This is a genomic window from Microbacterium sp. HA-8 (assembly GCF_046111165.1).
In the GTDB taxonomy this organism is placed as follows: domain Bacteria; phylum Actinomycetota; class Actinomycetes; order Actinomycetales; family Microbacteriaceae; genus Microbacterium.
Genome location: NZ_CP162025.1, coordinates 840953 through 857292, shown reverse-complemented (window position 1 = coordinate 857292; position 16340 = coordinate 840953). Strand labels below are relative to the sequence as shown.

The following is a 16340-nucleotide window of genomic DNA, read 5'->3' as shown; positions in this document are numbered from 1 at the left end:
TCGGATCGGGGCTCTTGAGGGTCGATTTCCGGGGGTCAATGTCGGAGGCCCCGCGTAGAGTTTCGAACATGAAGACGAAGCACGGCGGTGACGCACACGACGACGACGTCGACGGCGTCGACGCCGTGGCGGCAGGGTTGGCGGCGGAGTACGCCGCCGCGGTGGCCGCTATCGCTGCCGCCGAGGCGCAGGCGATGAGCGTGCTGGCGCGAGCGCAGGCGGTCGGGTTGGAGCGGGTCGCGGAGATCCCCCGCAGCGCCGGCCGCGAAGCCGAACTCCCGTTGCGGGCCCTCGCTGCGGAGCTGGGTGCGTGTGCGCGGCAACCGGACCGGTCGGTGCAGCGGCGGATGAACGACGCCCACACTTTGGTGACGCGCTTCGCGGCGTCGTTTGAGGCGCTGGCGGCAGGGGCGGTGTCGGTGGGGCATGTGCGGGCGATCGTCGAGCACGGGGTGAAACTCACCGACCCGGAGGTTCGGGCCGCGTTCGAGACCGAAGCATTGGAGCGGGCCGCGTCCACCACACCCGGGCGGCTCGGACCGCAACTCGCGCGACTCGTGGAGCAGGTGCAGCCCACGACGTTCGCGGAGCGGCACAAGGTGGCAAGGGAAAGCCGCGGGGTATGGGTACGAGACGTCGAAGACGGAATGACCGAACTCCTCCTCCGGGGCCCGGCGGTACCGGTGCACGGCATCCACGACATGATCACCCACATCGCCCGCGACGTCCTCAACACCGCACACGCCGCCCAAACCGCGGACGCGGCCGAAGCCGCGGACGCCGCCGAGGTCGAGGGCGAGGACGCCGCCGAGGCCGAGGGTGACGGAGTCCCGGTGGATTCTCGGACGCTGGATCAGGTGCGCGCTGACGTGCTCATGGAAATGGTCCTCACCCACCGCATCGACACCGAGACCGGCGAAGGACTCGGCGACGGACACGGCGGACTCGCCTCCATCCGCGCAACCGTCAACGTCACCGTCCCCGCCCTCGCACTCGCCGGGGTGACCGATGACCCCGCAGAACTCGTCGGACGCACCCCCATCGACCTCGACACCGCGAGGATCCTTGCGAAATCCGTCCCGGGATGGGAACGGGTGTTGGCCGATCCGATCACCGGCGGGGTCCTCGCCGTCGACAGATACACGCGTTCGGCGGATCTGACCCGATATCTGAGGGTGCGGGACCCGCACTGCAGATTCCCCGGATGCCGCATGCCCACCCACCGGTGCGACATCGACCACGGCCAAGACTTCGCCCTCGGCGGAGCAACCGATCATCGAAACCTCTGCGCACTCTGTCGACGACATCATGTGCTGAAGGGCGAAACGCCCTGGCGGGTGAAACATCACCCGGGCGGGGTGATCGAGTGGATATCACCCGGCGGACTCCACTACACCGACACCCCACCACCCGTCACCATCGGATTCGTGCCCGACCTTGAGGACGCACCCTTCTGATCCCGACCTCGCGGACGCACCGTACTGTCCGCGATCGCGTCCGCGAACCCCGCGACACGCAACCCGCGACGCGGGTGATTGACGGGTGACATCACCGGAGTGAGGGTGAGTTCCCGCCAAACGGCGGTCGTGCCGCGTCAGTGCGGCTGTAGCACGGCCCAGGCGATCAGGCTGTCGATGCGACGGATGTCGGCGCCCTTGGTGATCTTCACCTTGATGTGTCCCGCTCGCGTCCACAACTCGAGTTCGGCGTCTCGATCGAGGAATCCGCCGGCATTCTCGGTGGACCACATGTTGATCGCACTGTACGGCAGCGAATAGATCTCGACCTTCTTGCCGGTGATGCCCTGCGCATCGCGCACGATGAGCCGCTTCGTGGTGAACGTCGCGGAGTCGCGGAACGTCTTGAACGACGCGACCGGCTGCTCGCCCTCGACGAGGAGCCCGTGAACATCGTTCGGGATCGGGATCTCCTGCTGGAGCGTCCAGGAGAGAATGGCTGATGTCTCGATCGGCATGGGTTCAGGCTAGTCACCGATGCGCGGAGGGAATGCTCGAAATCAGTCGCGGGTCGCGACCACCACCACGCCGATGCCGCCGAACACCTGCTCGCGCTCGGGCTGCGACTGCGACACCTCGAACACCGCGAACCGGCCGGGCTCCAGACCCTGAACCTCGAGCTCCGCATCGAAGGTACGACGCTCGCCGGGCTCCAGCGCGATCGAGAATTCCAACGCGCCCTCGCCCACCTCGCCGTCCACGCGCATCACGGCGAACACATCATCCTGCGGCTCACCCACGACCTGATCCAGACCGACGAAGCGCCCGGCATCGCGCACCGGAGCGATGCGCACGAGCCAGTCGGCAGCATCCATCGTGGGATTCGCCGCCGTGAACGTCACCACCGCCGGCACCCCCACGGGCGTCGCCAGCACCGACAGATTGCGCTGCGCCCAGTGCCGATCATTCACCGGATCGGGCGTCTGCGCCGCCGGATCGAGCGGATGCGAGATCCTCGCGATCAGGCAGATGTGATTCGGCGCATTCGGCGGCATCCGCCGCGTCATCGTCGCCGTCGTCGCAGTCCCCCCACGCGGCGGCACCGCCACCTGGCGAAAGCCGATCAGGTTCTCGGGCACGATCACGAACCCCAGCGCCGGATCCGACCACCACACCGTCACCTGCGCCAGCGACGCCGCGTTGGCACCGCCACTGTTGCGTACATCGACGGCGACCTCGAGCACCTCACCGGGCTGATACGTCGACGTGCGGATGCCGCCGCACAGCCACCACGTCACCGAACCGGGCAGGGGCCGAACCTCGCCCGTGTCGGCCGGCCCGTACGGAATCGTCAGAAACGGACGGGAATCGTCGATCTCACGCTCAGGCATGGTCTCTTCTGCTCTCTGTCTCTCGCAGCATGTCTCGTCGCCGCATGCTCAGACGTCGTCGTAACCCAGGATCTGCGCATCGACCGGCTGATCGGCGATCGATCCCCCGGTCTGCCAGCATTCGTGCCGCCACCCGCGATCGGCGTCGAGATCGAGGTTCACGACCGGATCGATCGCCGCGACAGCATCCGCCCACAGCGGGACGCTGATCGCCGGCGCCGAGAGCTGCCCGCCCCCGCCGATGCCGCTCAGGATCGCCGACGGCGGCGTGCCGGGAACAAACGGCGCAAGGCCCGCGGGCTCCTCGACCTCGGTGTCGGGATAGAGGTCGAAGCGCGGCCCGTCGAACGCCTGCCGCGGCCACAGCCCCTGCTCGGTGCGCGGGATCGCCGTGAACTGCCGGTAGCGATGGCGCCCGAGGAAGCCGTCGGGATAGATGACCCCGTGCAGCGCGAGGAACTCCGCCGCGCGCTCGAACCCCTCCCACAGCGACGACTGCGCCGTGAAGAGATCGCCCGCGAGCTGAATCACCTCCGGTCGCTGGGCGAGGGCCGCGGCATCGCCCGCGGTGAGCATCTGCGAACCCCAGTCCGTGTCGACCTCGCCGCCGACATAGACGCCATTGTCGAACGCGGCCGCCCAGTTGGCCCCCGCGTCATCCCACAGGGGGCAGCGATCGCCACCCGCCCAGCGCAGGACGCACGCGAACCAGCCCCCGAGCACGAACAGCAGGCTCAGACCCAGCGCCTCCCAGAACGCGCCGCACTTCACCTCGGTCGAGTCGGGCTCCTCCTGGTGCGTGGGCCCATCATCCCCCGCCGACAGGATCTGCACTCCCCCGCCGCTGCCCGCCACCCCGGGCGTGCCGCCCGACTGCGTGAGGGCGCTCTGATCCTCGAGGGTGGGGGTGAACGGCGCGGCCGGATCGCCGAACAGCGTCGCCGCCAGCGCATCCGAGAGCGGAGCCGGCGGCGCGGGCGTGCGGATCACGGCGAGCGCGCGCAGATGCGCGATCATGCGCGTGAAACCCGTCCCGGCATCGAGCGGCACAGGCGGGATGCCGCCGGGCAGCACCTCGGCGAGCGCCTCTGACAGCAGGGTCGCCGCCTCGACGTCGATACCCGCCGGCATGGCACCCTCGAGCAGATCCGCGAGCGCCGCGAAGGTCGGGACGTCGGGACGCGCGCCCGCGATCCACGCGCCGATCGCGTTGCGCCCGAGGCGGTCGCGGATCCGGTGCGCGCGGCGCGGCCCGCCCACCACCTGGCCGAGATACATCGACCCCGATGCCTGCGCGCCGTACGCGGCGCAGGCCCCGAGGGCGAACGCCTCCGTGCGCGGAGTGCCCGCGCGGGACAGGAGCGTCCGGACGAGCGCGTCGGTGCGTCGGGCCAGCAGCAGATCGCTCGCGTTCCAGTCCTCGATCGGCCGATCCTCCTGACGCGGATGCGGCGGCAGGTGATCGTGCGACGCCACGCGTGTGCGGATCTTGTCGAGGTCGGCGAGCAGACTCTGCACCTGAGGCGCGAGCAGCCGCAGCGCGTTGCCAGCGTCGTTGAGCTCGGCGAGCGACGCGGGATCGGGGGCGCCGGGCTGATCGAGCACGGCCTGGAGCGAGAGCCGGAACCGCCCGAGGGCGTCGTAGAGCGCAAGTCCTCGGGTCCAGAGGGCGGCGACATCGGCAACCAGGTCGGCCTCGGTGCCACCGACCGTCGCGAACCACGCGAGCGGCGTGGCGAGGGCCCCGAGCGCCGCGTGCGCCGGCTCCGCCTGGAGGCGGCCGAGATGGCGTGCGCGAGCGCCCGAGATCTCAGGCTGCGTGATGGTCTGCGCGGCGAGCGCGTCTTCGAAATCGTGCAGCGCCGCCATCAGCATCCGGTATTCGAGCACCATGCACCTCCGCCTGCGCGCCCTGCGCAATACGACGAGGAGGGGCCGAGGACGCTCCCTGATACACCGTGCAGCATGAAGGAAAATTGAATGAGAACGCTCTCATGTTTGATGTTCACACGGTTGAAACACGATATCGTTTGACATTTTTTTCGCTGTATCGCAACACTGGAACTCCGCCCCTCACCGATCAGAGGCATGACCTCGTACCCTCCTTCCTCGCAGACCCCCGCCGATTCCGCCGGCACGACCGGGGTCTCTCCCCCGCGCCTGGATCTTTCGCCCGGCGAGCTCGCCGAGGCCGTGCAGCAGCATCCCGTCGCCTACTGGTACCTGGTGGCGCCCGACCGCCTGCACCACGCGCTGTCGCAGCTGCCCGCCTGCGTGCGCGCCGATCACCCGCTGGTCCAGATGATGCACGCGCTGACCGCCGGCGACACGGCCGCGATCGACGAGTCGACCCCGCCCGATGACTCGCCCGTCTCGCACCTCATCCAGTCCGCCCGCCTGCGCCTGGCAGGACACCCGCGCGCGGCGCTCGAGCGCGTGCACACCGGACAGATCGAGGCGTCGCTGCCCCCGGCATCCGCGCTCTTCGACACCTCGCGCGGGTGGCGTCCGTTCGTCACCCTGCAATCCGGGGTCACCGCCCTGCTCGCCGGCGATTTCTCACGCAGCGCGGGCCGGCTGGCGACCGCGACCCTCTGGCGATTGCCCGACGAGGTGCGCACCCTCGAGCGGGAGGCGCACGCCAAGTACGCGCTGCTGCACGCCCTTGTCGGCGACACGGAGATCGCGCGCCGCGTGCTGATCGCTCTCGACCGACTGCCGCGATCGGCATCGTGGACCGAGCCCGAGATCGGCTACGCCGCCCGGCTCGCCGGTCACCTCGTCGCCCCCGATCCCGCGGGCGACGCCCGCGACCCCCTGCTGGCCGCCGACGCCCGCGAGCTCTGGCCATTCGGGCTGTGGGCCGTGTTACGGCCGATCTACCGGCGCGGGCACCTCGACGACGCCCTCGGGCTGCTGACACAGGTGGAGCACGCCGAACCGCCCGGTCTGCGCGGGGACGGCGTCGCACGCTCGATCATCCCGATCGCGCGTGCGATGGCACACCGCCTGCGCGGCGAGCACACCGCCGCACGCGCGGCGCTGGAAGCCGCCGACCCCGACTGCGACCTCACCCTCTCGGGACGCGCCCTCGTGCTGCTCGAGAGCGGTCTCTACGACGCCGCGATCCAGACTGCCGAGCAGGTCATCGCCCGCGCGGGCGAGCTGCGGCGCCTGCGCATCTCGAGCACCGGAGTGATCGCCGCCGCCCTGCTGCGCCGAGGCGATGGCACGGGAGCAACCGACCTGCTGCGCAGATGCCTCGCCCATACCCGGCCGCCCTCCGACGACGAGCTCGCCGCGATGCCCACCGACGCCGCCCTCCTGCTGCGCGCGCTCCGGCACGAGGGCGGCGGCGCCCCGGGCGATGCGGCCCCCGGTGACGGTGCGCTCACTCGCGGCGAGGAGCACCTGCTGGTGCTGCTGGCCACCACCATGACGCGGCAGGAGATCGCCGACGAGCTCTACCTCTCGATCAACACGATCAAGACGCGCTGCCATCGCCTCTACCGCCGGCTGGGTGTGCAGTCCCGCACCGCGGCGATCGCCGAGGCCCGCCGTCGCGGGCTGATCTGAGCGCCCGCTGGCGAGCGCCCGCTGACGAGCGCCCCCGCCGCCCCCGCAGAGGGTGACGTGCGGGTGACGTGTCCGTGGCGCGGCGTCAGGGATCGACGCGGCGCGCGGGCCCTGACTAGCCTGGAACGCGGGAGGGATCGATCCTTGTCGGCACCGTTGTCCCCAGCAGCGCGCGTCGGACGCAACCCCAAGTGCTCCGCCGCAGGCCGACACTCTCACCAGGCCCTCTCGAAGCGACCGTTCCCCAAGAGCGCGCTTCGAGAGGGCCGCCCTTTCTTCATCGGGTGAATCGCGGGTGACTTGCCCTGGCATCCCTGTGCCGACGGCAGCGGTGCTCATACCGTGATCGTGGGGGAGGACCTTCCACCGCCGCCGCACTCCGGGGGCGGTTCCGAGCCTGACCTCTCGGGGCGCATGGTCTCCCAGACGCGCCCCGGGAGGTGCCCGGTGGGGCGGGGTGCTGGGGTGAACCTTGTGTCCGCGACGTGGGCTGGGATAGGAAGGACGGGCACGAGCACAACGCGTACAGCCGAAATCTGGGGAGATGGTCATGGCGCGCAAGTTACTCGCGGCGATCGCGCTCGCGGTCGCGATGTGGGGCGGAGCGACCGCGGCGGCGTCCGCGACGGTGCCTGATGTGGCGCCGGTCGGCTGCGAAGACCTCATCGATCAACCGCTGCAGGCAGAGCTCGCCTCGTCGGGCTACCGCGCAGCCGAGACGATGCAGATGAGCGACGAGCCGACGATGCACGACGACGACGCGCAATGGAGCGCATGGTCGTACATCTTCGAAGAACAGGGGCTGACCTGCTGGTGGCTGCGTGAGCAGGATCCCGACGCGGTCGCCGTCGGATACGCCGTCGTCGACGACCGCGACGCGCTCGAAGCCGACCTCGCGCAGAACGGATACAGCCGCACCGAGTCGCCCGACGGACCCGTCTACACCCTGATCGCCGGACCCGACTCCACCGTCGTCCTCTCGTTCCCCGCGCGCGAGGTGCTGCTGCCCGAGAACGACGAGGGCGCGGGCGTCGTCATGGCCGCGCGGGGCCTGACCTCGAGCGCGCTGGCGGTCATCCGCGCCCGCATCCTGCCCCTCCTCGATCTGCCGGATCCCGTCGTCATCGAGGCCGAGGCGGACGGGGCCGACGAGACCGTGACCGACGAGACCGCGTCGGACGCCGTCGGAGCCGACGCGAGCGTGCCGGCGGCAGCATCCACACGTCTCGACGACTCGGCGGCGGCGCCCTCGACCCTGAGCGGACTGCGCACACCGGGCGAGGTCGACCTCAGCCCGGTGATCCTGGGCTGCACGCTCGCCCTGACCCTCGTCTTCGCCGCGATCCTGGCCTTTCCGGGCAAGCTCATGGAGACGGCGATCAGCGAGAACTACGACCGGGTGTCACGTCTGTGGGCACCGCTCGCGGGAGTGGCCCGACGCATCGGCGCACCCCTCGCCCGTGCGGGGCGTGCCGCGTCGGGTCGACTTCCCCGCTCGGCACCGCTGGCGATCGGGGTCATCGCGGCGGCGATCATCGCGGGCTTCGTCGACCCCTCGTTCGGATGGAATGCGGGATCGGTGCGCATGGTCGCGTCGAACCTCGTCTCGTTCGGCGTCGAGGCGATCCTCGGCGCGGCGCTGGTCGCGGCGCTCGCCCGGCGCTGGGCCATCGCGCCCACCGCGCGCATCGGGCTCGTCGCCGGCTCGATCGGAATCCTGCTGGTCTCGGTGCTGCTGTCCCGGCTCACCGGATTCGTGCCCGGCGTCGTCTTCGGCCTGATCATCGCGGCGACCCTGCCTTCGGCCCTCAGCAGACGCGACGGACTGCGCCTCGCCGTCGCCGAAGTCGCGTACATCGTCGGCGCCGGCATGGCCGCATGGTTCTTGTACGGCATCCTCGCCGACCCTCTCACGACATCGGGTGGCATCCTCGACCGCTTCGCCATCGAGTCACTCGCGGCCATCACGGTGCTCGGGCTCTCGGCCCTGCCGATCGTGCTGCTGCCCATCCGCGGCATGGCGGGGGAGGCGATCTTCGCCGCAGGTCGCGGCATGTGGATGATCGTCTACGCGATCGGCGCCTCGCTGTTCATGCTGGTCCTGCTGCCTTTCCCCGGCAGCTGGGAGCAGACCTCGGCACCGTTCTGGGTGTGGATCGTGCTCTTCGCCATCTACGCCGGTGTCTCGGTGACGGTCTGGTACGTGCTGACGAAGACCCGGGGCGGGGCCGGTGCGGAGGCCATGTCGGGTGCGGGCGCGGATCGGGCGGGGGCAGCGCGCTGAGGACGCGCCGGCACCTCAGAACAGGAACGCGGCGGGATCGAACTCGTCGATCGGGATCGCGCGGATCCGCGGCAGCGGCTCGTCGAAGACGCCCGCGTCGTACTCGAGGTCGAACCGCTCGACGCCGTCCAGCCGGCTGAATCCCTGGCTGCGGAACTCCGTGAAACTGACCACGCCGACCCGGCGCTCTCCGTCGATGAGGCCCGCCATGTCGTGCAGGAAATCGCCGTCGTGGCTGACCAGCATCACGTCGTCCGCGCGACGGGCCAGCTCCTGCATCGTGCGCTGGATGCCGATGTCGACGACCTTCTGATCGGCGGCGCCCGCGAGGGGCAGCACGATGTAGTCCATCGCCTTCAGCGCCTGGATGAAGGGCATAGGCATGAATGCCGAGGCGTTCAAGAAGAACACCCCGCGCACGGGCTGACCCCAGACATCCTCGGCGAAGTCGGTCAGCCGATCCCAACGCGGCCGCTCCCCCGGCTGCGGCCGGCGATCGAGGATGGCCGACCCGAGCGTCGCATCGATGTTCTCGCCGTCGACGAGCAGCCACGTCGTGCGGGGCGTTGCGGGAGCGTTCATGCGTTGTGCACCTCCGAAGCGGAGGCCGATGCGCTCCGGTCGTGAGTTTACGGGGGTGCGGGGTCGGGGCGATCAGGAGCCCTAGCTTTGTTCCATGAGCCCACCGCCCCGGAGCGCAGCCAGCCGCCGCTACCTCGTGGCGCCCGACAAGTTCAAGGGCACCCTTACCGGAGCGGAGGCGGCCGCGGCCATCGCGGAGGGCATCCTGCGAGCGGACCCGGGGGCGCAACTGATGCTGTTCCCCTTCGCCGACGGCGGCGAAGGCACCGTCGAGGCCGTCGTGCTCGCCGGCGGCGAACGGAGAGTGAACCGGGTCACCGGGCCCCTGGGCGGGGACGTCGACGCCTCGTGGGCGATGTACGAGGGCACGGCTTTCATCGAGATGGCCGAATCGAGCGGCCTCCGGCACGTCCGCCCCACTCCCGCCTCGGCCCTGCGCGCCGACACGCGCGGCACCGGGGAGCTGATCGCCCACGCGCTCGACGACGGCGTCGACCGCATCGTGATCGGCCTGGGTGGATCCGCGACGACCGACGGCGGGTTCGGGGCCCTCCGCGCCCTGGGCATACGGTTCGTCGATGTGGACGGCACCGACCTCACCCGGGTCGAAGACGCCGATCGCACCGATCGCATCGATACGACGCGAGCGCATCCGCGACTGGGCGAGGTCGACATCCGGCTGTGCTCGGACGTGCTCTCACCGCTGCACGGCCCCGACGGCGCAGCATCCGTCTTCGGCCCGCAGAAAGGCGCAGACACCGTCACGGTCGCACGTCTGCAGCGACGCCTCGAGCACCTGGGCGCCCTCTACGACGGCCTTGCGGGCGCGGACGCGGACGCGGCGCGCACGCGGGGCGGTGCCGCCGGGGGCCTCGCCGCCGGGATGATCGCCGTACTCGGCGCGCACATCGAGAGCGGAGTCGAGGTGCTCGCCCAGCTGCTCGGACTCGACGAGCGCATCCTCGCGGCCGACGCGGTCATCGTCGGCGAAGGCTCACTCGACGAGCAGTCACGATTTGGCAAGACCCCCGTCGGCATCGCCCGCCGCGCGCAGCGCCTGGGCATCCCGGTCGTCGCCGTGGTGGGCACGACCGACCTCGCGCCGCACGCGCTCGCCGACGACGGCATCGGCGGCATCTTCTCGGCCGTGGCGCACGCGCCCACGCCCGACGACGCCCTCCGGGACCCCACGCGCTACGTCGCGGCCGCCGCGGAGTCCGCCGCGAGGTACATGCTTGCACCACCCATCGATATTCGATAGATTCCTCTCGTTCTTCGAGAGAATGGGTCGTCATGGGGAAACTGCTGGTGCTCGTGCTGCGCGTCGTCATCGCGCTGTCGCTCGCCGGATCGCTCGTGGTGCAGATCGGCATCGTGCCCGCACTCTGGGTGGACATGGCGGGCATCCCGCTGTGGGCGCGGATCAATGTCGTCACCATCGTGGTGCTCGGGGTGCTGAGCATGCAGGTCTTCGCGATCTGCGTGTGGCGCCTGCTGACGATGGTGCGCCGCGGATCGGTGTTCACGCCCGCGGCCTTCCGCTGGGTCGATGTCATCATCGGCACCGTCGCCGCGGCCGCCGCCATCGTGTTCTGGCTCGCCGCCATCCTCGCCCCCGGCGGCGCCGCGCCCGGGCTCGTCGCCGTCATCGGAGGATTCGGCCTCGTCCTCGCCGGCATGGCGCTCCTGGTACTCGTCATGCGCACCCTCCTGCGTCAGGCCATCGAGCGCGAGGCCGAGACCCGAGCCCTGCGTTCCGAGCTCGACGAGGTCATCTGATGCCGATCGTCGTCGATATCGACGTGATGCTCGCGCGCCGCAAGATGTCGGTGGGCGCCCTCGCCGACCTCGTGGGCGTGACGCCCGCCAACCTCGCCGTCCTCAAGAACGGCCGCGCGCGCGCGGTGCGCTTCTCGACCCTCGACGCGCTCTGCGAGGCACTGCAGTGCCAGCCGGGGGACCTGCTGCGCTGGGAGAGCCCGGAGCAGGGCCCGGAGTAGCCTGTCCGGGTGCGATCCCTCGGTGTGATCTTCCAGCCCTCCTTTCCCCCCGAACGCCTCGTCGAGGTGGCGCGCGCCGTCGAAGACGCGGGAGTCCCCGAGCTGTGGCTCTGGGAGGACTGCTTCCGCGAGAGCGGTGTGGCGACAGCATCCACGGCCCTGGCCGTCACGACGCGGCTGCGCGTGGGCATCGGGGTGATGCCGATGCCGCTGCGCAACGTCGCCCTGACGGCGATGGAGCTCGCGACCCTCGGGCGGCTCCACCCCGGGCGCATCATCGGCGGCGTCGGGCACGGCGTGCAGGACTGGATGGCGCAGGTCGGTGCGCGACCCGCGTCGATGCTGACGCTCATGGACGAGTACATCCCCGCGCTGCGGGCGCTGCTCGCCGGCGAGCGCGTGAGCACCGCCGGGCGCTACGTGCAGCTCGACGACGTCGCACTCGACTGGCCGCCGACCGTGCCGGTGCCCGTCGTCGCGGCCGCGGAGGGCCCCAAGACCCTCGCGCGCAGCGGTGCGCTGGCCGATGGCACCGTGCTGCCGGGCGGGTGGGGTCCCGACGGACTCACGCGCGCGCTCGAGCGGGTGCGCTCGGGGCGGGCCGGCCGCGACGCCCCGCATGCCGTCGTCGTGTATCTGCTCACCGTCTTCGGCGACGACGCCGACCTGACCGGCGAGTTCGCGGGCGCCTCGCCCGGCTCGGATCGCTTCGCGGCGGTCGGCGACGCCCGAGCCGTCGCGCGGGCGGTCGAGCAGCTGATGGATGCCGGAGCCACGACGGTCGTGCTGCAGCCGCGCGCCGACGAGCCCGACCTCGCCGGCTTCGCCCAGCGCGCGGGCGAGGTGGCGCGCCTGCTCGCAGCCTGAGCGTCAGGCCCGCCCCTGCAGGATCAGGTGCCAGTACACCCACGGCAGGATCCGGCGATCGAAGACCCACGTCAGGCGACGCTCCCGGGCAAGGCCCCGCCAGAACGGGATCGTGGGCTTGGGTCGGTACGAGGCATCGAACTCGGCGAAGACGACGCTGTGCCGAGACACCGTGAACGGGCACACCGAATACCCGTTGTAGCGGGCGCGCGCGGGCTTGCCGCGCAGGGCGGCGACGACGTTCTTCGCGACCGCCTTCGCCTGCGGGCGCAGCGCACCGCCCGATTTCGACGCGCGCGTGGCGGCAGCATCCCCCAGCGCCCACACGTTCGGATGACGGGCGTGCCGGAGCGTCTCGGGATCCACATCGACGAAACCGCCCGGGATGCCGGGGCCTGTGAGCGGCCCCCGTGCGATCCAGTCGGGAGCCGACTGCGGCGGCACCGCGTGCAGCACGTCGTACGTCAGCCGCTCGCGCCCGCCGTCCGGCCGCTCGATCGTCGCGACACGCGCACCGGCGTCGACATCGGCGAGCGTGCTGCCGTATCGCACCTCGATGCCGTACTCGGCGATCTTGCGCTCCAGCTCGCGATCGATCAGGGGCATGCCGAAGATCGTCTCGGTCGGCACGACGAGCACGACCCGGATGTCGTCGAGCACGCCCCGCGCGCGCCAGAAGTCGCAGGCGAGGTACATCGGCTTCTGCGCCGCACCCGCACACGAGGCATCGCCCGGCGGCTGCGTGAAGACGACCGTGCCCCGCGCGAGGTCGCACAGAGCGCCCGACGCCTTCGCGGCCAGATCGAACTCGTAGTTCGACACACCCGAGGGCGAGCGCATGGCCTCTCGCAGACCCGGGATGCCGTCCCAGTTCTTCTGGATGCCGGGGCACACGATCAGCTGGTCGTACGTGTGGGTCGCGCCCGAGGCGAGGTGCACGGCGCCGCCCTCAGGATCGATGGAGGTGACGGCATCCTGGATCCACGCGACCCCTCGCGGCGTGATCGCCGCCTGGGGTCGCTGGGCGAGGTGGGCGGGGGCGGTGCCGCCCGCGATGTGGGAGAAGAGCGGCTTGTAGAGATGCGTGCCGCGCGGCTCGATCACTGTGACACCGCGGGTGCGACCGAGCAGGCGGCGCAGCCGACCCGCGACCGAAAGCCCGGCATTGCCGCCCCCGATGACGAGGACGTCGTGATGGGTCGCCGCACCCTCGGGCGCGCGGTCGGAGTTGGGGTTGGGGCCGGGGTTGGGGTCGGGGTTGGGGTTGGGGCCGGGGTCGGGCATGGGGCCGGGGTTGGGCATGGGGCCGGGGTTGGGCATGGGGCGACGATAGGCGCCGGCGGCGCGTCACGGGCGGGGGTTGCGGACGCCGGCGGGCGAGGATATGCCCGGAGGTCTCGGGCCGGTCTACCGCAGCATCCGCTCGATCAGCCTCTCGCACCCGGGCCATAGCGGATCCGGCAGCGCCGCGAGCGCGAAGAACGAGAAATCCAGAGCTTCATCGCGCGGCGCGGGTGCGTCGCTCCCGAGCTGCACCGTGTACGACAGCCCGATCGCATGCTTGCGCTCGTCGTGGCCGGTCTCGGGCGATTCGGGCCGGACAGCATCCGGAAACCACTGATAGACGTAGGCCGGCTGCGGATCGTCGCCGAGAACGGGCTCGACACCCAGCGCGTCCCGGCTGTGGCGGCGGATCGCGGCCGCCAGCGTCTCGCCGTACCGCACCCGGCCGCCGAGGTGACACCAGACCCGGCCATAGGGCGACTCCCGCAGGATCAGCCCCACCTCCAGATCCCCGTCCACCGTCGTGCGCACGGGCACGAAGTCGACACACGCGATCGGGATCGAGCCTTCGATCGTGGCGTACAGGTCATCCGGAAGGAAGGTCACCGGCCCATCCTGCCAGGGCGACTGTCAAGCCCCTCGGTCGGGAGGGGCGAGAGGCGTACCGTCGCAGACCCGACGAGAGATGGGATGGACTCATGCAAGACGACGTGCGCAAGGACGTGGCCTACAGCCCCGCCAGCGAGACCGAGACGCAGCACAAGCAGGCCGACCCGCTGCCCGACACCCTCGACGACGACATCGACACCGACGCGGTGCGCGTGGTCCCGGGCACGGGCGGACCGGACGACACGGGCGACGTCGAGATGGATGCTGCCGACGACGATTCACCCCGACTCCAGGTCGCCGCCGAGGCCGAGATCACCCGCACCCTGATGGAGCGCGAGTCGCGCGGGGCGTGAGCCTGTCGCGCCCTGAGCCTGTCGACGGGCGGTGGCCTGTCGCGCCCTGAGCCTGTCGAAGGGCGGTCGCGCATGCATTCTGACACTGGATGAGAGAAGTCTCACCAAGAGAATCGCCGTGGGGCGTCAGAACGACATAACTTCGAATCTCAATGTCGGTGGCCCGGCGTAGAGTCTCGAACATGAAGACATGGCCCGGTGACGGCACACACGACAACAACGTCGATGGCGTCGACGGTGTGGATGCTGTCGCGGCGGACCTTGCGGCAGAGTACGCGGCCGCGGTGGTAGCGATCGCTGCGGCCGAGGCGCAGGCGATGGCCGTGCTGGCGCGGGCACAGGCGGTCGGATTGGAACGGGTCGCGGAGATCCCCCGCACCGCCGGCCGCGAAGCGGAACTTCCGTTGCGGGCCCTGGCCGCGGAGCTGGGTGCGTGCGCGCGGCAACCGGATCGGTCCGTGCAGCGGCGGATGAACGACGCCCACACCCTGGTGAACCGGTTCGCGGCGTCGTTTGAGGCGCTGGCGGCAGGTGTCGTGTCGGTCGGGCATGTGCGGGCGATCGTCGAACACGGGGTGAAACTCACCGACCCGGAGATTCGCGCGGCGTTCGAGGTCGAGGCGTTGGAGCGGGCCGCGTCCACCACACCGGGGCGGCTCGGACCACAGCTCGCACGGCTGGTCGAGCAGGTGCAGCCGACCACTTTTGCGGAGCGGCACAAGGTCGCGCGAAAGAGCGGCGGGGTGTGGGTGCGGGACGTCGAAGACGGGATGACCGAACTCCTGCTGCGAGGCCCTGCGGTACCCGTGCACGGCATCCACGACATGATCACCCACATCGCCCGCGACGTCCTCAACACCGCACACGCCGAGAACGCGGACGCGGACGCGGCTGCGGGTGAGGGTGAGGGTGACGGGGTCCCGGTCGATTCTCGGACCCTGGATCAGGTGCGTGCGGACGTGCTCATGGAGATGGTCCTCACGCATCGGATCGACACTCAGACCGGTGAAGGACTCGGCGACGGGCACGGCGGACTGGCGTCGATCCGGGCGACCGTCAACGTCACCGTTCCGGCCCTCGCACTCGCCGGAGTGACCGATGACCCCGCAGAACTCGTCGGGAGGGCACCCATCGACCTCGACACCGCAAGGATCCTCGCCTCCTCGGTACCCGGATGGGAACGAGTGCTCGCCGACCCGATCACCGGCGGCGTTCTCGCCGTCGACAGATACACAAGATCCGCCGACCTCACTCGACATTTGAGGGTGCGGGACCCGCACTGCAGATTCCCCGGATGCCGCATGCCCACCCACCGCTGCGATATCGATCACGGTGAGGACTTCGCCCTCGGCGGGGCCACCGATCACAGGAATCTCTGCGCCCTCTGCCGACGACATCATGTTCTGAAGGGCGAGACACCCTGGCGGGTCAAACACCACCCCGGCGGGGTGATCGAATGGATCTCCCCCGGCGGACTCCACTACACCGACACACCACCACCCGTCACCATCGGATTCGTGCCCGACCCCGACGACGCACCCTTCTGACGTCCCCGCACCGCGGCCACGATCAGCCGCCACCCGACGAGGAACACGAGAAGGGTCACCGCCGCCACGATGACGAACGCCACCGCGGTGCCCTCGCCCGAAACCATGCGCAGCAGCATCCCGCCCGCCACGGTCACCGCCCACACGCCCACGCCCGTGCGCAACGGCGCGAAGGGCCGTCGCCGCCCGAGCGTCACAAGCCACCCGGCGACGAGACCGACGAGAAACGGCCACGACGTCTGCAGCACACCCGCGACAGTCAGCGTCTCATCGTGACTCGCGCGCCCCACCGCCGCGAACACGACGACAAGAACGACGTCGGTCGCCAGAGCAACCGTGACGGCGCGGACACCGGAGGCACGCGGGGCAGGACGAATCACAAGGTCCATT

At 70.6% G+C, this 16340-nt stretch carries 16 protein-coding genes; 9 read left to right on the top strand and 7 right to left on the bottom strand.

Annotation, left to right across the window (positions count from 1 at the left end; all coding sequences use genetic code 11):
• Positions 1–68: 68 nt before the first annotated feature.
• Positions 69–1457, top strand: coding sequence for a DUF222 domain-containing protein (locus AB2L57_RS04090; RefSeq protein WP_409048140.1), 1389 nt, complete (start codon positions 69–71; stop codon positions 1455–1457).
• Between the two features lie 137 nt (positions 1458–1594).
• On the opposite strand, the gene AB2L57_RS04085 is transcribed toward AB2L57_RS04090, so the two are convergent.
• The 3 genes from AB2L57_RS04085 to AB2L57_RS04075 form a co-directional block, all read right to left on the bottom strand.
• Positions 1595–1975 (bottom strand): PH domain-containing protein, encoded by a 381-nt coding sequence (locus AB2L57_RS04085; RefSeq protein WP_409048139.1) that lies wholly within the window; start codon positions 1973–1975, stop codon positions 1595–1597.
• Positions 1976–2017: 42 nt separating this feature from the next.
• Positions 2018–2701: a hypothetical protein gene (locus AB2L57_RS04080; protein WP_409048138.1), complete on the bottom strand. Its 684-nt coding sequence runs from the start codon at positions 2699–2701 to the stop codon at positions 2018–2020.
• Positions 2702–2896: 195 nt separating this feature from the next.
• Entirely contained in the window at positions 2897–4741 is a 1845-nt protein-coding gene (locus tag AB2L57_RS04075; protein ID WP_409048137.1) for a hypothetical protein, read from the bottom strand.
• A gap of 195 nt (positions 4742–4936) precedes the next feature.
• On the opposite strand from AB2L57_RS04075, the gene AB2L57_RS04070 reads away from it, so the two are divergent.
• Both AB2L57_RS04070 and AB2L57_RS04065 read left to right on the top strand, forming a co-directional pair.
• Positions 4937–6424, top strand: coding sequence for a LuxR C-terminal-related transcriptional regulator (locus tag AB2L57_RS04070; RefSeq protein ID WP_409048136.1), 1488 nt, complete (start codon positions 4937–4939; stop codon positions 6422–6424).
• Between the two features lie 550 nt (positions 6425–6974).
• Positions 6975–8708 (top strand): hypothetical protein, encoded by a 1734-nt coding sequence (locus AB2L57_RS04065; RefSeq protein WP_409048135.1) that lies wholly within the window; start codon positions 6975–6977, stop codon positions 8706–8708.
• Positions 8709–8723: 15 nt separating this feature from the next.
• Here AB2L57_RS04065 and AB2L57_RS04060 read toward each other — a convergent pair whose 3' ends face one another.
• Positions 8724–9290 (bottom strand): NYN domain-containing protein, encoded by a 567-nt coding sequence (locus tag AB2L57_RS04060; RefSeq protein WP_409048134.1) that lies wholly within the window; start codon positions 9288–9290, stop codon positions 8724–8726.
• Positions 9291–9384: 94 nt separating this feature from the next.
• On the opposite strand from AB2L57_RS04060, the gene AB2L57_RS04055 reads away from it, so the two are divergent.
• Genes AB2L57_RS04055 through AB2L57_RS04040 form a run of 4 tightly spaced genes read left to right on the top strand, consistent with a single transcriptional unit; the run spans position 9385 to position 12157 of the window.
• Positions 9385–10551: a glycerate kinase gene (locus tag AB2L57_RS04055; RefSeq protein ID WP_409048133.1), complete on the top strand. Its 1167-nt coding sequence runs from the start codon at positions 9385–9387 to the stop codon at positions 10549–10551.
• A gap of 32 nt (positions 10552–10583) precedes the next feature.
• Positions 10584–11069 carry a DUF2975 domain-containing protein gene (locus AB2L57_RS04050; protein WP_409048132.1) on the top strand — a complete coding sequence of 162 codons (486 nt, stop codon included), beginning with the start codon at positions 10584–10586 and terminating at the stop codon, positions 11067–11069.
• Entirely contained in the window at positions 11069–11290 is a 222-nt protein-coding gene (locus tag AB2L57_RS04045) for a helix-turn-helix domain-containing protein (protein WP_409048131.1), read from the top strand. The genes AB2L57_RS04050 and AB2L57_RS04045 overlap by 1 nt, the downstream gene beginning before the upstream one ends.
• Before the next feature lie 9 nt (positions 11291–11299).
• Positions 11300–12157: an LLM class flavin-dependent oxidoreductase gene (locus AB2L57_RS04040; protein ID WP_409048130.1), complete on the top strand. Its 858-nt coding sequence runs from the start codon at positions 11300–11302 to the stop codon at positions 12155–12157.
• A gap of 3 nt (positions 12158–12160) precedes the next feature.
• On the opposite strand, the gene AB2L57_RS04035 is transcribed toward AB2L57_RS04040, so the two are convergent.
• Both AB2L57_RS04035 and AB2L57_RS04030 read right to left on the bottom strand, forming a co-directional pair.
• Positions 12161–13477: an NAD(P)/FAD-dependent oxidoreductase gene (locus AB2L57_RS04035; RefSeq protein ID WP_409048129.1), complete on the bottom strand. Its 1317-nt coding sequence runs from the start codon at positions 13475–13477 to the stop codon at positions 12161–12163.
• An 87-nt stretch (positions 13478–13564) separates the two neighbouring features.
• Positions 13565–14047: a DUF4916 domain-containing protein gene (locus AB2L57_RS04030; protein WP_409048128.1), complete on the bottom strand. Its 483-nt coding sequence runs from the start codon at positions 14045–14047 to the stop codon at positions 13565–13567.
• A gap of 92 nt (positions 14048–14139) precedes the next feature.
• Between AB2L57_RS04030 and AB2L57_RS04025 the strand changes: the two genes are divergently transcribed.
• Entirely contained in the window at positions 14140–14403 is a 264-nt protein-coding gene (locus tag AB2L57_RS04025) for a hypothetical protein (RefSeq protein WP_409048127.1), read from the top strand.
• A gap of 182 nt (positions 14404–14585) precedes the next feature.
• Complete coding sequence (locus AB2L57_RS04020) at positions 14586–15950, top strand: DUF222 domain-containing protein (RefSeq protein WP_409048126.1); 1365 nt, start codon at positions 14586–14588, stop codon at positions 15948–15950.
• Here AB2L57_RS04020 and AB2L57_RS04015 read toward each other — a convergent pair.
• Positions 15884–16339, bottom strand: a complete 456-nt coding sequence (locus AB2L57_RS04015) for a DUF3054 domain-containing protein (RefSeq protein ID WP_409048125.1) — start codon at positions 16337–16339, stop codon at positions 15884–15886. The genes AB2L57_RS04020 and AB2L57_RS04015 overlap by 67 nt on opposite strands.
• Position 16340: the final 1 nt, after the last annotated feature.

Bases quoted from the DNA above. Each gene is read 5' to 3' on its own strand.
- AB2L57_RS04020 (WP_409048126.1), top strand. From the start codon at position 14,586: ATGAAGACATGGCCCGGTGACGGCACACACGACAACAACGTCGATGGC.
- AB2L57_RS04070 (WP_409048136.1), top strand. From the start codon at position 4,937: ATGACCTCGTACCCTCCTTCCTCGCAGACCCCCGCCGATTCCGCCGGC.
- AB2L57_RS04085 (WP_409048139.1), bottom strand. From the start codon at position 1,975: ATGCCGATCGAGACATCAGCCATTCTCTCCTGGACGCTCCAGCAGGAG.
- AB2L57_RS04090 (WP_409048140.1), top strand. From the start codon at position 69: ATGAAGACGAAGCACGGCGGTGACGCACACGACGACGACGTCGACGGC.
- AB2L57_RS04055 (WP_409048133.1), top strand. From the start codon at position 9,385: ATGAGCCCACCGCCCCGGAGCGCAGCCAGCCGCCGCTACCTCGTGGCG.
- AB2L57_RS04065 (WP_409048135.1), top strand. From the start codon at position 6,975: ATGGCGCGCAAGTTACTCGCGGCGATCGCGCTCGCGGTCGCGATGTGG.
- AB2L57_RS04025 (WP_409048127.1), top strand. From the start codon at position 14,140: ATGCAAGACGACGTGCGCAAGGACGTGGCCTACAGCCCCGCCAGCGAG.
- AB2L57_RS04050 (WP_409048132.1), top strand. From the start codon at position 10,584: ATGGGGAAACTGCTGGTGCTCGTGCTGCGCGTCGTCATCGCGCTGTCG.
- AB2L57_RS04060 (WP_409048134.1), bottom strand. From the start codon at position 9,290: ATGAACGCTCCCGCAACGCCCCGCACGACGTGGCTGCTCGTCGACGGC.
- AB2L57_RS04015 (WP_409048125.1), bottom strand. From the start codon at position 16,339: ATGGACCTTGTGATTCGTCCTGCCCCGCGTGCCTCCGGTGTCCGCGCC.
- AB2L57_RS04035 (WP_409048129.1), bottom strand. From the start codon at position 13,477: ATGCCCAACCCCGGCCCCATGCCCAACCCCGGCCCCATGCCCGACCCC.
- AB2L57_RS04075 (WP_409048137.1), bottom strand. From the start codon at position 4,741: ATGGTGCTCGAATACCGGATGCTGATGGCGGCGCTGCACGATTTCGAA.
- AB2L57_RS04045 (WP_409048131.1), top strand. From the start codon at position 11,069: ATGCCGATCGTCGTCGATATCGACGTGATGCTCGCGCGCCGCAAGATG.